At 51.9% G+C, this 15080-nt stretch carries 12 protein-coding genes and 4 pseudogenes; 12 read left to right on the top strand and 4 right to left on the bottom strand.

All coding sequences use genetic code 11. The features are described from left to right. The 3 genes and pseudogenes from IEX86_RS22710 to IEX86_RS22700 all read left to right on the top strand — a co-directional run. Positions 1–869, top strand: a pseudogene (locus IEX86_RS22710) (IS3 family transposase); the annotation flags it as partial. A gap of 177 nt (positions 870–1046) precedes the next feature. Continuing rightward, positions 1047–1976, top strand: coding sequence for a hypothetical protein (locus IEX86_RS22705; RefSeq protein ID WP_188868444.1), 930 nt, complete (start codon positions 1047–1049; stop codon positions 1974–1976). A gap of 114 nt (positions 1977–2090) precedes the next feature. Beyond that, positions 2091–2343, top strand: a pseudogene (locus tag IEX86_RS22700) (transposase zinc-binding domain-containing protein); the annotation flags it as partial. A gap of 477 nt (positions 2344–2820) precedes the next feature. Here IEX86_RS22700 and IEX86_RS25190 read toward each other — a convergent pair. Then, positions 2821–2910 (bottom strand): SEC-C metal-binding domain-containing protein, encoded by a 90-nt coding sequence (locus IEX86_RS25190; protein ID WP_229685462.1) that lies wholly within the window; start codon positions 2908–2910, stop codon positions 2821–2823. Positions 2911–3333: 423 nt separating this feature from the next. Further along, complete coding sequence (locus IEX86_RS22695) at positions 3334–4980, bottom strand: preprotein translocase (protein WP_229685460.1); 1647 nt, start codon at positions 4978–4980, stop codon at positions 3334–3336. Between the two features lie 778 nt (positions 4981–5758). Here IEX86_RS22695 and IEX86_RS22690 point away from each other — a divergent pair. Beyond that, positions 5759–6274: a GNAT family N-acetyltransferase gene (locus IEX86_RS22690; RefSeq protein ID WP_188868449.1), complete on the top strand. Its 516-nt coding sequence runs from the start codon at positions 5759–5761 to the stop codon at positions 6272–6274. 154 nt (positions 6275–6428) lie between these two features. Continuing rightward, the gene (locus tag IEX86_RS22685; RefSeq protein WP_188868443.1) at positions 6429–6938 is read left to right on the top strand and encodes a signal peptidase II; all 510 of its coding nucleotides are present in this window, start codon (positions 6429–6431) and stop codon (positions 6936–6938) included. Positions 6939–7206: 268 nt separating this feature from the next. Here the strand turns inward: IEX86_RS22685 and IEX86_RS22680 are convergent, their stop codons facing one another. Continuing rightward, a complete protein-coding gene (locus IEX86_RS22680) occupies positions 7207–7602 on the bottom strand; it encodes a winged helix-turn-helix transcriptional regulator (protein WP_188868448.1) in 396 nt (131 codons plus the stop codon). A gap of 97 nt (positions 7603–7699) precedes the next feature. Here IEX86_RS22680 and IEX86_RS22675 point away from each other — a divergent pair, with 97 nt between their 5' ends. The 3 genes from IEX86_RS22675 (at position 7700) to IEX86_RS22665 (ending at position 9982) form a co-directional block, all read left to right on the top strand. Continuing rightward, entirely contained in the window at positions 7700–8605 is a 906-nt protein-coding gene (locus IEX86_RS22675) for an aromatic alcohol reductase (protein ID WP_188868442.1), read from the top strand. A gap of 594 nt (positions 8606–9199) precedes the next feature. Continuing rightward, positions 9200–9397, top strand: coding sequence for a response regulator (locus IEX86_RS25845; RefSeq protein ID WP_188868441.1), 198 nt, complete (start codon positions 9200–9202; stop codon positions 9395–9397). A 120-nt stretch (positions 9398–9517) separates the two neighbouring features. Beyond that, on the top strand, positions 9518–9982 hold the full coding sequence (locus tag IEX86_RS22665) for a response regulator (RefSeq protein WP_188868440.1): 465 nt from the start codon (positions 9518–9520) through the stop codon (positions 9980–9982). Between the two features lie 66 nt (positions 9983–10048). On the opposite strand, the pseudogene IEX86_RS22660 reads toward IEX86_RS22665, so the two are convergent. After that, a pseudogene (locus IEX86_RS22660) lies at positions 10049–10219 on the bottom strand (integrase); the annotation flags it as partial. 189 nt (positions 10220–10408) lie between these two features. On the opposite strand from IEX86_RS22660, the gene IEX86_RS22655 reads away from it, so the two are divergent. From IEX86_RS22655 to IEX86_RS25180, 4 genes and pseudogenes are all read left to right on the top strand, one after another. Next, positions 10409–10975: a TetR/AcrR family transcriptional regulator gene (locus tag IEX86_RS22655; protein ID WP_188868439.1), complete on the top strand. Its 567-nt coding sequence runs from the start codon at positions 10409–10411 to the stop codon at positions 10973–10975. Positions 10976–11498: 523 nt separating this feature from the next. Then, positions 11499–12788, top strand: coding sequence for a beta-ketoacyl-ACP synthase II (gene fabF / locus IEX86_RS22650; protein WP_188868438.1), 1290 nt, complete (start codon positions 11499–11501; stop codon positions 12786–12788). A 296-nt stretch (positions 12789–13084) separates the two neighbouring features. Further along, positions 13085–13291 (top strand): hypothetical protein, encoded by a 207-nt coding sequence (locus IEX86_RS22645; protein ID WP_188868437.1) that lies wholly within the window; start codon positions 13085–13087, stop codon positions 13289–13291. A gap of 441 nt (positions 13292–13732) precedes the next feature. Next, positions 13733–14131 (top strand): annotated as a pseudogene (locus IEX86_RS25180) (hypothetical protein). Positions 14132–15080: the final 949 nt, after the last annotated feature.

Genomic DNA, 15080 nt, shown 5'->3' with positions numbered 1-15080 from the left:
CCGGCAGCGCCTAGCACTCGTGAGAAAACACAGATAGTCATAGAACTCAGGCAGCACTACCCGTTGCCCTGCTTGCTCAAGGCAGCAGGGCTGGCCCGCAGTACCTTCTACTATCAAACCAAGGTGCTGGCTGTCGCTGATAAACACGCTGGACTCAAAAGCACTATCAAGACGCTTTTTGAGCGTCATAAAGGCCGCTACGGCTATCGCCGTATCACTGCTGCCATCCGTAACCAGGGCACTGGGATAAACCATAAAACCATCCAGCGCTTGATGGGCATCCTGGCATTAAGGTCATCAGTTCGGCGACGCAGTAAGTACCGGGCCTACCGAGGTGCAACCGCCTGGGCGGCTCCTAACCGGCTCAATCGCGACTTCTCAGCCGGGCGGCCTAACGAGCGATGGGTGACGGATATTACCGAGTTTAACGTCGGCGGCCAAAAGCTCTATCTGTCACCGGTGCTGGACCTGTATAACCGTGAGATCGTGGCCTATGAGCTGGCTCGGCAACCTGTATTTGACATGGTTCGCGACATGATGGGCAAAGCCTTCAAGCGCTTAAGGCGGGACGAGGCTCCGCTCTTGCATTCGGACCAGGGCTGGCACTATCAGATGCCAGCGTTTGGTCGTCTCCTGGAGCGGCGCGGCCTAACCAGAGTATGTCACGACGAGGTAACTGTTTGGACAATGCTGCGATGGAAAGCTTTTTTGCCGTGCTCAAGTCAGAGCTGTATGACCGGGAGTCCTTTAGCAGCGTGGCTTAGTTGGAGGAGGTGCTGCGTGGGTATATTCGTTACTACAACCACGACCGGCTGAAATTATCGCTGGGTGGCGTAAGCCCAGTGCAGTACCGACTCAAGGCTTTATAGCTTGCCTCTCAAGAGGGCAGCCTGCGGCTGCAAATTGGTCCATGCCCGCTTTAGAGCAGGGTTGCCTGATCCATGTCACAGGCCAGCCTGCGGAACCTCATCAGCTCTTATGACCACCTACTGGCCTCCAGGCTGTTTATCTCGGCCTATTATTTTTTAGGCATAGGCTAATCAGCAATGAATCCCATCCACACAGGTTTTGGGGTAACACATCACACCGTGTTGCCTTCTTCCGGTGAGCACTCAAGGCCAGAAACCCTACAGGTAGGTACGTCAGTTCAACCTACAATCGCCGCCTTACCTGCTTCTGTACAGGTTGGTAACCTTACCTTCCACATCGGGCGTCTCATGACAAGACTTTCCGATACCAAAGCCCAACTCCTCCATAGCGCACTCCGCTCCGAAACGCCCAAAGAGCCACTGGCACACTCACCTGATAAACCTGATAACGATGGCGTGTATACCTACGTTATCGGAGCACAAGATTACTTTGCATCCATGCATCTACCTCGACAGTACCCCGAACGGATGATGCTCAGCTGCGCGCTTGACCCATCCCTGGGTTTGAAAAGAGTAGTCATTAGTGAGCTTAAGCGTGATCTTACAATGGGGCAGGTCTATTGTCAGGCCCATTTCGAACCCCCTCATATGGCGACACAGACGCCAGCTTCGGTTCTGGCCGCGCAAGACTCAAGCGGGCAATTGACCCGGGCCCTGGTCATACAGGGCAACCCTCAAGATCTTGAGGGGGCACCGCTGCCTTCAGGTGTCTCAGTCAGTACCCCGAGCATGCTCTTTTCCCATGACGGCTCGGCCGGCGCCTCGACGGGCATGCCCGGGCCTAGCCGGAGCCGGCCCGCGCATACGGCACGTAGCGAGCCGTATCCTGCTTCGTCACAGTCCGGTGCCTCATCCTCACGTGGCAGAAACGCACGCGTGCCGGACCCGGAGCACCCGGGGCAGACCATTTCACGAAACGCGCTGAGTCAGCGGCAACAGGTGCCGGACCCGGAGCACCCGGGGCAGACCATTTCACGAGCCGCGCTGACCACCCGGCAGAGCCGAGCCCGTGCAGCCGGCAGAAAGGCCAACGCAGAAAACGCATAACGCCTATTGCCCAACGTTTCCATGTCAGCTAGCTTCAAACCCCGGCCCTTGAAAAACCTGTTCACGGCCAACGGCTGCTGGACGGGTTTGCTGGAGGCCGGCGGGCTGCGCGAGATCGAAGTGGAGTCGGTGAGCAAAATGCTGACCGGCGGCACCTCGATCCTGGGCGTCAAGCACTACAGCTGCGGCAATGAGCATTGCTCGCATATCAAATACCTGTGCAACGCGTGCCACTGCCGGGCCTGGTCTGTCCTGCGACAAAAAGGCCACCGATCAGTGGATTGCCGTCCAGAGTAACCGCTTGCCTGACTGCCTCTGGTACTCCCTGGTGTTCACGCTGCCCGACACGCTGTGGCCGCTGTTCTTTCTCGTGTGTGGCGTCCTTAGACAGAGCGGTTCCAGAAGTCAGCCATGGGGTTTTGGCCCTGTCATTAGGGTATACCCTAATGACTACAAAGCCCTGAGTGGCAGCTATCGGCCGATTCTGTTGAAAAAGTCCCGTAGCGACGCTCGCCTATGAAAGGAGGTGAGCGACATTGAAATCTGATTCGCTCAAAAGGTAGAGATGCATCGGATTTTACATAGCAACGCGAAAATCGAGTGCTTTTCGACCTGCTGACAACCCGTGTCCGTAAAAGTCGACTTTTTCAACAGGATCGGCCAATAGCGGACGCCCAAGGATGTCTACGAATCTCGAGACGACCAAGTCTCCAATAAAGGTTCGAACGATGTTATTTATGAGAATGGAAGGTATCTAGAAAAGCCAGAGCTATTCAGCGTGTGAGAGTATCGAGCAGGCCTTCATCCAGGCGTCATACGGCTACCAAGCTCCAAGCATCTGGCCTCAGAGACAGCACTTTTTGTACTTAATGCCGCTTCCGCAAGGGCAAGGTTCGTTGCGTCCATACTTCTTAAGAACAAGTGCTCGCTCCATTGTCTTAATAGCCCTTCCGAATGAAGAAGAGGGCTTCATGCCTTTGGTTAACTCATCCATCTCAGAGGATCGTCCCCAAGGGAAACTGAGCGTGATGCCGAATTGGATTTCGCCCTTGAGCCCCACAGATACTCCGTACCACTCCGCCGCTCGTTGAACGTACTTTCGTTTGGAGCAGTGCACCTGCAGAGATCTAATAGCCTCCTCGCTGGGTGTAGGATTGCAATGGAAGCAAATCCCAGTCCCCGGCTCAGACATTCCAAGCACGAAGTCATGGCGTTTGCCATCCATCTTTGCCATGGCGGTCAGGCCTTCGATGGCCTTGTGAACCATGTTACATGATTCCTCTCCCATAGATAGCAGAGTGAACCCCAGCTCAAGAACCGCAGAGTCAGGCCGGCGCTCGATCTGTTCAATCAATCGCTAGTAGTACGTCCCTTTCATCTTGGTGAGGATGCCTTCAGGGACTCGCTGGCCCGGAAGACCTTCCCGCCGCGCAGCCATAGCGGTATCTAAATCCGCTGCGATCGAGTCCTCAAGCATTACCATGTTGTATTCATCATCGAGCCACAGGTTGCATCGCAGATGGTAGGCAAGTGCGGTGAGCTCGTGTCCCATCATCAGCTTTTGTGCCGACTCCAGGCGCATTCGGACATAGCTCAGAAAGCGCAACGGTGTGCCCAGCATCTCTGCGAGTACATCCAGCAGAAATACGTCCATCACGAAGGGCGGGCGAACGATCTCATCAGCGGTGTATTTCAGGTACTGGCTGGCTTGAAACGCTAACGCAGGGTAGTGATCGGACACTACGCAAAACGGGTAGATCTCCTTAACCTGCTTTGGAAGCACGACAGCCTGGCCACGATCATCTTCGAGCCGGCATTTTCCAGAATTGATAGCAGCCGCACACTCAGCCCCTTGGTCATAGGCCTTCTGTATCGCAGCGGCGAAGTCCGCCTTGATATGCCCATCGCTACCTTTGCGGGCAGCTAGGGTTAGCTTTTTGGCTTTAGCCTGAACGATGATGATCCGGTCACCGAAGATGACCAACACGTCCGCCTCGGCGACAATCCGCTTTCCCTCAAACAGATTGATATTGGTGTAGACATTGGCTTTTCCAAACACGGATGCCAAGCGGCGCTGAGAGAACTGTTCGGTGAAGGCACCTCGATTGTCCGATGCCTGTTGCTTGTATTCTTTATCTTGGTTCATCCAGAAGAAAGGCGACTCGTAAAGCGCTTCGTAGATCGAATAGTGAGAGAACAGCAATACTGAGCCCCGCCCTGTCGGCAGCAGTGGGGTTGCGGCGATCTGGTTAAAGTCTCCGACCTCCTTAAATTGGCCATTGTCACCACTGAACATTAGCGCTTTGAAAACTGCTTGAACGACAGCGAGCTCCTGACCCGAACGCTGGGCTATCTCCTGCGCAGTAAACTCAAACAGCTCCAGCACCGAGCCTGTAGGTATCTCTCCTACCTGGATTTCGCCGAGCGATCCCGCTCCATTGGTTGCTCGCGCGTCCATCAACGAACACATCGCACTCGCTACTCGCAGTGCCTGGGTACTGCTGAATCCCATGACCCTTTCTAACCAGTCATCATCAGGGGCATATTTCTCCGCAAAAAAATCTCGGTACTGGAAGCTGTATGCTGACTCGGTGCCATAGAAAATCGGCTCCTTCATCATTGCGCCTTGCCAAAAATCGTCCATAGCCGCGCCCTGCTGAGCCTGGGTTACCAGCTCACCGATCGTCAGGCCGGTCATGGCGTCGTGAAGCTCGCCCAACAACTCGTCAGTTCGAGAGGCATAACTTCGAAGGGTGGCTTCATCGACCTCAGCTAGATCTAGAGGCTGACGCATCATCAACCCCAACAGCGTACTCACTTCATTGCGGTTGAGTCTTTTCCGGTCAAATAGATGCTCAAGGTCGGAAGCCTTGTACTCACCTTGGAACGATACGAGGTTGTCGCGGTAACAAATACCGGCCACAGTATGAACGTAGCCAGGCTGGGCCGTTAGAATTCTCAGTTCCTCAAAAACTTCGGCTTCGCTTCGTTGCGTGGAATGCATTCCCGGTACTCCAAGGTTCATGACTTAGGATTCGTGTCGGTGGACGCTCTTTACCTAGGGTAAGCCGATGCGGCAGCCAATCATTAGATTCGTGAGGCTAGCTGAAGATTTTGCAGAGGACCTGTCCGACAATAAGCGAAACTGACCATTCTGAGGTACAGGACGCACCGCGAGCAAACAGGGGCTGGGGCTAGCAATGCTCACCTACTGGGATGTACATGACGATCTTGAGGAGAACAGCGTACGACTGGTGGAGCTGGAGGAAGCAACCCCGAGTAACTATTCATCACGGCTGTGCTTCCAACCGCCAACAGGTGCCACATCGCGCGTGTGTCTTTCTCGACTAGCTAGAGGCATCTCTGAGCAATCCGCATTGACCGCTATTGGCCGATCCTGTTGAAAAAGTCGACTTTTACGGACACGGGTTGTCAGCAGGTCGAAAAGCACTCGATTTTCGCGTTGCTATGTAAAATCCGATGCATCTCTACCTTTTGAGCGAATCAGATTTCAATGTCGCTCACCTCCTTTCATAGGCGAGCGTCGCTACGGGACTTTTTCAACAGAATCGGCCGATAGCTGCCACTCAGGTCACGAGGGCAGCTCCAAATAACTACTGGGCCGCGACAGGACGCCTACGCGCAACGAACGTTATGTTGAATGCAGTTAACTAAGTGTGTAGTCGCTGAGGTATACCCCAGCGACTACATCTTGTTCTATAGGCTGTTCTGGTAACCTTTTGCTCAGGCTGGGTCGTAAGCAATTATTGGTGTGAATGAAAATGGCAAATGACGCGATATCTGTACGGCCAATCAAACCTGGCGAGTGGCAGCTTTATCGGGATATGCGACTGTGTGCACTTCGCGACTCTCCAGACGCTTTCGCAAGCACCTATGAAGAAGAGGCGCTAAGGGCAGATCAGAATTGGAAAGCCCGAATCATTTCAGCTTTTTCCTCTAACCATGACCATGCCCTGTTTGCACTGAATGGGAGTAAGATTTGTGGTCTGGCCTGGGGAAAGTTATCAGCGGACACCGCTGACATCTTTCAAATGTGGGTAAGTCCTACTTCACGAGGGCTAGGTGCAGGCCGTGCTCTGCTCGATGAACTCTTGGCCTGGGCAAAGAGGTGTGGAGCGCTCCGTATCCGTTTAGGTGTTATGGCAGACGCCACACCAGCGATGCATTTGTATAAGGCGTTTGGCTTCCTGCCGGATGGAGATCTGGAGCCTCTGCGTAAAGACTCTCTTCTCATGAGTCAGTCAATGGTATTAGAGCTAAGGCCTACACTACCCTGAGCGTAAGTTTCTAAGTAGTGATTGAGGTATGCCTTAGTTGCTACACCCTACTGGGATGCAGCCAAGCTCTAGGCAGGTGGCGTGGACGTATTGTTGGGGCTACGTTATCTTGCCGACCTTTATAAGTGGCTATTGCCTGCGTTGAAGGACTGACATGTTGCAGATTCGGAAAAACCGCATATTCGCCATTTTCATAGGTGTAATGTTTGTTGCATTGGACCAATGGGTAAAACTCCTGGCCCTTGAAACATTGCAATCACAGAGCTTCCGCTTCGGTGGTAGTTTCGCATGGCTTGATATTGTTTTGAGTTTCAACCCAGGGGCCTTCCTGAGCTTAGGTGCTGGCTTCAATCAAGATATCAAGCAGCTGATATTTATCTTTGGAGTAGCGGTAGGCGTGATCTTCGCTATCAGCTGGGCATTGCTGCGCTGGACAGCTAATCCAGTTAAAGCGATAGCTGTCTATTTTATTGCATTAGGAGGAGCCTCCAATCTTTTGGACCGGTTATTGCGTAACGGTCATGTAGTGGATTATCTCGTCCTTAACCTAAGCTCGCTGCATACAGGCGTTTTTAACATTGCTGACATAGCCATCATGGCAGGAGCCGGGTTCCTGTTATTCGAAGAATTGCTGAAGCCTCGTACTCAATCAAGTAAGGTTTGAATACAAGCTGAGTTATCAATTCTCTGTTTTCGCTAGCCTCTGCTTTTTAAGCTGACCTTTGGAAGCATCAATCTGTGCTTAGGTCAGCTTTCCATTCTCTAGCCTCGGTACTTCTCATTTCTTGGCCCGAGCTCTATGTAGCCACTGGGGTATACCTCAGCGACTACACAACTGAGTGCAGCTATCGGCCGAAAGCTGTCTCTCACGAATGAGCGCAGCAAATAACCTTAGTAACGCATTGCCTGTCGCACGCACTTGTTTCGTTGCCTTACGCTTCATCAAAACGAGCACGTGCTGCGCGAAAATCTTGTGCATTCTCTAAAAGCCACATCCATAGCGGCACCATATGCGCCAGAAAACTTCTACCAAGTGAGGTCAGCTCGTAATCGACACGCGGCGGCACCTCGCTGTGGTCAAAACGTTTGATCAATCCGTCTCTTTCAAGCTGACGCAAGCTCCGGGTAAGCATTCGCTGTGTAACCCCTTCAAGCCGACGACCGATTTCGGCGTGTCTCAGCTTCCCCTCTACTCCAAGTGTGTGGACAATCCCCAGTGACCAACGATTGCCCGCGTGGGTCAATACCTCTCGCTTGAGACCATCGTCCTCATCACTGAGCGTGTCGCAGACCGCTTGAGATAGGCGGATCACTGCCTCTTCAGTCATTGTGTTCATGCGGTATCACTCGTGTGCCTTCTTTTGAATGTTAGTGAATGGTGACAGGATTAACCAATCATCATTGATCACTCACTGGAAGTAACTGATGCAGCCGACCGACAACATTCTTGTTCTGGGCGCTGGCGAACTCGGCATGGCCGTTCTTCGCGAACTGGCAGCCCTACCAACAACGCATGTGACAGTCATGCTACGACCGTTAGCTCTCGACGCCACATTCGAAATAAAACGACAGATGCTTGATGCGCTCGACAAACTAGGCATCAAGGTGACGTTCGCCGATGCTGCAACTGCCCCCGAGGATAAGCTCGCTGCGTTGTTCGGTGGTTTCGACACACTGGTCAGTTGTCTGGGATTTACAGCTGGGAAAGGAACACAGCTAAAGCTAACCCGAGCAGCAATACAGTCAAGGGTGAAACGATTTGTACCGTGGCAGTTCGGTGTGGATTACGACGTGATCGGTCGCGGCAGCCCGCAAAACTTGTTTGATGAGCAATTAGACGTTCGTCAATTGCTACGTGCTCAGTCAAAAGTGCAATGGCTGATCATCTCCACCGGGATGTTTACAAGCTTTCTATTCGAACCTTCGTTCGGCGTTGTGGAGCTCAGCCACAACACTGTTCATGCTCTTGGTAGCTGGGACACAGCAGTGACCGTCACCACGCCGGAAGATATCGGACGCCTAACGGCTGCCATACTGTGCGAACCAGAGTTGGCAAACGAAGTCGTCTTCATTGCAGGAGACACTCTTAATTACCGAGAGCTGGCAAATACAATTGATCAGGTTCTAAATCGCAAGGTTGAACGTGTAGAGTGGCCGTTGCCGATGCTTAGAGATGATTTGATTGCTGCGCCCGATGATTCAATCCGAAAATACCGCGCAGTATTCGCCGAAGGGAAAGGCGTCGCTTGGCCAAAGGCCGATAGCTACAATGCAAAAAAGAAGATCAATACAATGACCGTCTCGCAATGGATTAAGCAGCATTTGCTCTGATAAAACAGCACCCCTATATTGGTTGGTTTCGCCACGAGTTGCGGTTCACGGATGGCCACTTTTGGCCGATAACAGTCACGCAACCTGATGGTTACAGGGTAGATCCAAATAACTACTGGGCTGTTACAGGGCATCTGCGCGCAACGTCAGTTACGTTAACTGTAAACTTTGCTCAGATGACTTCTATCCCAGAGCGCATACTGAACGATATTTTGTGTGAGCATCAGGAGATAAGGCTAGAGCAGCTAAAGTGGTATTCACCAGGCATCTTGAGCGAAACTATTAGTGGGACTTAGGCTTATTAGAAGACAGAGTAGTCTGTTTGAATAATCTCTAGAAGATTCAATAACTTCTACAGATCTTTGACGTAAGCGCTAGATAGTTGGACCGCACTTACTTATTCAGGCAATCTATCTGAGCATAGGAACGCCACCCCTTTTTTTGACTCATGTCACTGTGACTGAGAAAAAGAGCGAATCTGAAAAAAATAGTACTCGTACTTGAGGACGAAGCCTACTTGCGCATGCTTGTGGCAGAGGTAATGAAAGAGCTTAACTTGAACGTTATAGCACTACCTTTGCCGACGTAGGCTGAATGCTTTTACAAAAGCATTCAGCCCATATCGATTTGGTGCTTTCTGATATTCGGATGCCAGGAAAAATGAGCGGTGTCGATCTCGCCAATCGAGTCTCTCTGGAGTGGCCGCATATCGGTATCATTTTAACATCTGGATATGAAGCTCCGGCCATGGTTGGCTTGGTTAAACCAACCGTGTTTCTTCCAAAGCCCTAGACGGTTAGTGCAGTGCAAGAAGCTGTTTTTGCGCTTTCAAATGACTCGGTAGCTAACTCTTGCCGTCATTGCCTCAACCAAACAATCATTTTTAGATATTAAAGCCAGGCTACCTTCTTTTTGCCTACACTTACTAGTGAAGAGGCTTTTCAACTCAGCTTACTAAGAGGTGGTGGTACTGTGAATGGAGTAGGCAAATGCACCACCGAAAAAAAGATTCTTGTCGTTGAGGATACAGAATACCTACGGTTTTTGATGGCAGAAGTGCTGGACTCAGTTGGACCAAGTGTCGAAGCACTCTCTACCGCTGATGATAGCTATTCGTTTCTACAAGAACATGCTCACACTGTAGCTGTTCTGGTAGCAGACATTCGTACACCAGGGCGACTGGACGGCGTTGATCTGGCAAAACTAGTCGCTAGTAAATGGCCTCATATAAAGATTGTTCTGACTTCAGGCTATAGCGCGAATTCATTATCTAACTTCGACGCCTTTGATCAGTTCTTGGCAAAGCCATGGTCAATCGATCAGTTGCGAGGGGTGGTACTAAAAGTATTGGAAGACGCTGACCCATCCTCTACCTAATCTTGTAAATCTGCTTCTTACAACCCGCACTTGATGAACCCGATGCGAATTTCCTTTAGCCTTGTCCCGAAGCTTGCTGTCTATGACAAGATCAAACAGAGCGAGATCCCGGGTTTTCTCACCAATTTGGAGCCTGACTTGGATCGCCCAAATATCCCTGAGCCGAGGCGGCGCTTCCTACCCGACTAGCTTTCCTTTATTCCAAGGTTGGTGGCACTGTGTATTGTCGGTTTTCATGGCTTGTCCTCCTCGTGAAGGAAGCCAAGGATGAGCCGTCATGGCGACGGTCGTTAACCGTCCAGAAGCGTACGCTCATTATGTTGTCTAGTCCCCCAGTCTATGGTGATCTCAGTCGCGCTTTAAAGTTTTCCTCACCAGCCGTGAGGAGTAGGATGACGGCTAGTATATGAATCACTGAGGCGGCCCATGCGGTACTCCGAAGATCACAAGGCTCAGACTCGTCAACGCATCGTTGAAGAGGCCGCGCGCCGCTTCCGTCGCGACGGTGTGAGCGCGACCAGCGTACAGACGTTGATGAAAGCTTTGAACCTTACACACGGAGGGTTCTACGCCCATTTCAGCTCCAAGGATGAGCTGATCGAGGAAGCTCTTCGGTATTGCGCAACTGAACTCGATGCGGTCACTCCCACCGGCCTGTCCGGCGACCAACCGTTGGCGATCTTTATTCACCGTTATCTGTCGAAAACCCACCGTGACGAGCCGGCGAAAGGTTGCGTGTTTCCAACAATATCAGCGGAGCTTGGTCAGCGGGGACAGGCTAGCTCAGTGACCGATGAGGCTGTAAACGCAAGACTGGGGCAGATCAGCACACACACTGAAAGCAGCCAAGACGCTACGCTGGCGCTCAGTGCAATGGTCGGTGCGTTGTTGCTGTCGCGGAGCGTGGTCGATCCGAAATTGTCTGATCGCCTGCTTGATGAAACCCGTGCCAGTCTGCTCAGGCTTTTTGGCGAGGAGCTGCCGGAGCTCTAAACCTCGCATGAGTATCAGAGAGTCCTGGCCGCAGGGCAGATTCCACTCAAGTACATCGCGAGCAGCAAGAAAAAATTCCAATCTTTGACTTCCGGCTTTGACAGCAGAGTGAGGTCTCATTCAGTCGGAGCGGCGCCGCCATCACTTCGGCTTCTCACAATATACAGCTGTATTCGGTCTAGGCTCGTGCCGCTGTACTCGCATAAGGCGGTCCTAGATCGCGGGCGAGGGAGTACAGTTCACTGCTCTTCAATTGACAATCTCTTTACATGATGACCATCATATGATTTATATGTCGATCATAATCTAAAGCGTATGCAATTGTTCGCTCGTTGATATCCGATAAGAGTTTTTAAAAAATGAAGACTCTTTAGCCGCCTGGCTCTGGCTGAAGGCTGAGAGTGTATGCAGTGCGTACAGGGTTGGGACAGCGCCTATTACTAACTTGGCTCCTATAGGGCGCGTCGTTTGAGTCAATGACAGGTGCGCTGAGATGCCGGTATTTTACAATAAGGGGCAAGACATGAATGTTCAAAAACCAGTTCGAATTGTCGTGACGGGTACAGGGGTTGTAGGGCCTCTGGGATGCGGGACAGAAATTGTGTGGTCTCGTCTTTTGGCAGGTCAATCGGGCATCCGTGTGCTTCCTAACAATCTCTCAGAGGGTACCGGTTGCCGCATAGCTGGGCAGGTACCGAGTTTGGCTGACGATGGTGAGGCCGGCTATGACCCTGACCTGCACGTCTCGGCTAAGGACCGAAAGAAGATGGATCGCTTCATTGAGTTTGCACTCCTGGCAGCGCAGGAAGCGCTTGCACAGGCTAATTGGTACCCAGTCGAAGATATAGCCCAGCAGCGCACAGCTACTATTATTGCCTCGGGCGTCGGCGGATTCGATGCCATCGCCGAAGCAGTGCGTACAACGGATAGCCGCGGCCCGCGCCGGCTTTCCCCCTTCACGGCACCGTCATTTCTCGCCAATATGGCCGCTGGGCACGTGTCCATTCGGTACGGATTCAAGGGCCCGATTGGCGCGCCGATTACTGCCTGCGCTGCTGGAGTGCAAGCCATCGGGGATGCGGCCCGCCTGATCCGTAGTGGTGAGGCGGATATTGCCATATGCGGCGGAACTGAGGCCGCGATCCATCGTGTCACACTAGGAAGTTTCGCGGCTGCCCGCGCGTTATCGACCGGGTTCAACGACCGCCCACAGGAAGCTTCTCGTCCGTTCGACCGCGACAGGGAGGGCTTCGTAATGGCCGAAGGTGCAGGGCTGCTGGTGATTGAATCGCTGGAGCATGCATTGGCACGTGGTGCACGGCCTCTTGCTGAGCTGGTCGGCTACGGTACAAGTGCAGATGCCTATCACCTGACTGCCGGGCCAGCGGACGGGAGCGGCGCGCGACGGGCAATGGAGCTGGCGCTTCAGCATGGCGGAGTCGCTCCCGGTGACGTCCACCATATCAACGCCCATGCAACGTCGACTCAAGTTGGCGACCGTGGAGAGCTAGCCGCGATTCGCTCCGTATTCGGGACAGGCTCGGGCGTAGCGATTACCTCGACCAAATCCAGTACGGGTCATCTTCTCGGTGCCGCAGGTGGGATCGAAGCCATATTTACCGTCATGGCGCTACGCGACCAGATTGTGCCGCCCACGCTGAACCTGACGAACCCCGACGAGGCTGCTTGCGGACTTGATCTGGTCGACTTGCACGCGAGGGAAATGCCAATCGAATACGCTATGTCCAACGGTTTTGGATTCGGGGGCGTTAATGCCAGCGCGCTTTTCCGGCGTTGGAAGCCATCGCGTTGATGGCTCCGGAAGCTTGCAGGCGCTGGATAGGCATCTCATGGCTCTCGGCTCCTGCGCTTTGAAAGGTGCAGCTCGGCTTTTCTATCCACTGAACGGCGGAGTTTACAACGGTGAGCAGTCCGGTATCGTCATTGGTATGGCACAAAAAACGAAATCTATGAAATCGGTTTTTGATTACTAATAACCGTCGTGTCCGCTAAATGGGGCCATGCGCATCCAGGATTGCAACTTACACATTGCCGCTGTCTTTCCAATGCTCTATTTTTGCTACAAAGGATAATGAGAAGGAATCAGGTATGAAAAATGACGATGGACATTCGTGTGCACATATTCTTGCTCCTGCCCGGGATAAAATTCGTCGTATGCAGCAATCACCACGATATCACAGCTTTTTCAACAAAGAAGCAATCGACGCCTTTGAAAAAGTTGAGAATTCAGTCCTTGCTGGTAAGTCGCTACAACAGGATGTGTGCGAAGATCCGGGAGTCAAAGGTAAGCAGTAAGTCTTTGCCAGCATTAGCGGATTATTCAGCTTGATTTGATATGATGAACACTGATTCCTTTCATCAAACAGCTCATAAGCGCGATCAGGAATGCGTGCCGTCTTGTTAAGTACCAAGCAGCATGTAGTGCCTACGTACTCATCTAACCAGTAAAGTTTGTCTCCAACGCCTATGCCTATTTCCTGCAAAGCCTCGTCAGGTATGGTATTGCGCTATTTCCATCCCGCTCCTCAATGATTATATGCTGATCCATGGCTGTTTCTCAGAGGAGGGAGGGGTATTCGCAGGGGAGGCAACGGCGAACCGCTGCCAATCAGCTCCCTACAACGCTGGCCGATAGCATATCAATAAAATTGTTGGATCAAGGCGGGATAATGTTAAAGGTGTTAATTCGCCAAATAGCGTTACTCTTACAGGATATATTACTCAAAGCAGCGCGCTATGGCGTCCTTTCACACTTGTACTCAGAAGGCGCCGCCCCTGTCTGCAAGCTGACTGAGTACCTTCTCCAGATAGACTTCGGTCAGCTAAGCCCGGTCTCGGTCTACAGGATCACTGTCAAAGACTTCGATCTGAAAGGCGTGCAAGGCATGCTTGCCATTTCTAATTTGTACTTGACGAAGAAAATCTTGAGCCGCATCGTGGGACAATCTATCGCTAGAGCAGCAAGCAACCGGCACGCATCAACTCTTAACAGGGCGCCGTTGCCTTCCAATACGCAAGCGTGGTGAAGCATGCCACCAATGTGTTTGGCACTAAGATGTTGGCTGAAGAATGGCTGGAACATAGCTGGAAGGTGACGTGCCGCTGGATGTCACCGGCAATCCTGTCGGACTCTAAGCCGTTGAGTATTTCCTAGGACGTATAAAGTACGGTACTACCAGTTAGTTTTTATATGTAGTCTGGCTCATGCTACGCATAGCGCCTCTGCCTTAACCACAGTAGATACTAGTCAAGAAAGATCCGCTCCATTCAGATAATGGGCTACCGGGTCGGTATAAATCAGTTTTGTTAAAAAGATAACTGTACAAGGATGTCTACCGCATAAGCAGTGACGGCATTAGACTGAAGCATCCATAGATGCCGCCATCTGCCTGAAAAAAGAGCAGCTATGGTATTGCTGACACTGCACCATATAAAAATTCACTAATGTTATGATTCCAACGGAGTCAACACGATCACGATGACCCGGATCAGCTTGACCTGTTTTTCGATTTCAGTACTACCCCTAGCTTAGTAGAGTCTTTTTAATGGGTAGGAGACGACGGTGAGAAAAGCGTTTTACCCAAGAGCAGATTATCGCTTTTATCACATAGGCAGAGGCATCGTACCGATTAAGGAGCTGTTCCGCCGAAGTGGCTTCAGTAATGCCTCGCTCTATACAAGGGGAGCCAAGTTCGGCGGTATGATCGCCTGATGCCAAGCGGCTTTAGAAAATTATTGATAAAAGCTAACAGCCGAGGCCCATCTCAACATCGAGACGCTCTAGATTGTCGCCTAGGGAAGAGGATAAGCCCGGCAGTCCAGCGATAGGCCGTGCAAAATATGTGGAATCTATAAGCACCATAGCTATCAGTTTATCGGGCTATCTCGTCCGATGCCGCGCTCACAGCCGCGTACTATCGACCAAACACAGCAGATAAATAAGCCCATCTGAGCGATAGTGGTCAACTAACGTGAACGCTTGTCGTCGCCATTAAGAACGCGGCGGCCTTTTAAGATAATTTTCCCCGTTTCAGCCGCCTGCTCTGCCACCTCAAATACAACAGCCCTGAGGGTTCACTCATCG

The sequence above is a fragment of the Pseudomonas asuensis genome (assembly GCF_014646755.1).
Lineage (GTDB): Bacteria > Pseudomonadota > Gammaproteobacteria > Pseudomonadales > Pseudomonadaceae > Chryseomonas > Chryseomonas asuensis.
Note: the sequence above shows the minus strand (reverse complement) of the source record. Positions and strands in the feature narration are given on the sequence as shown.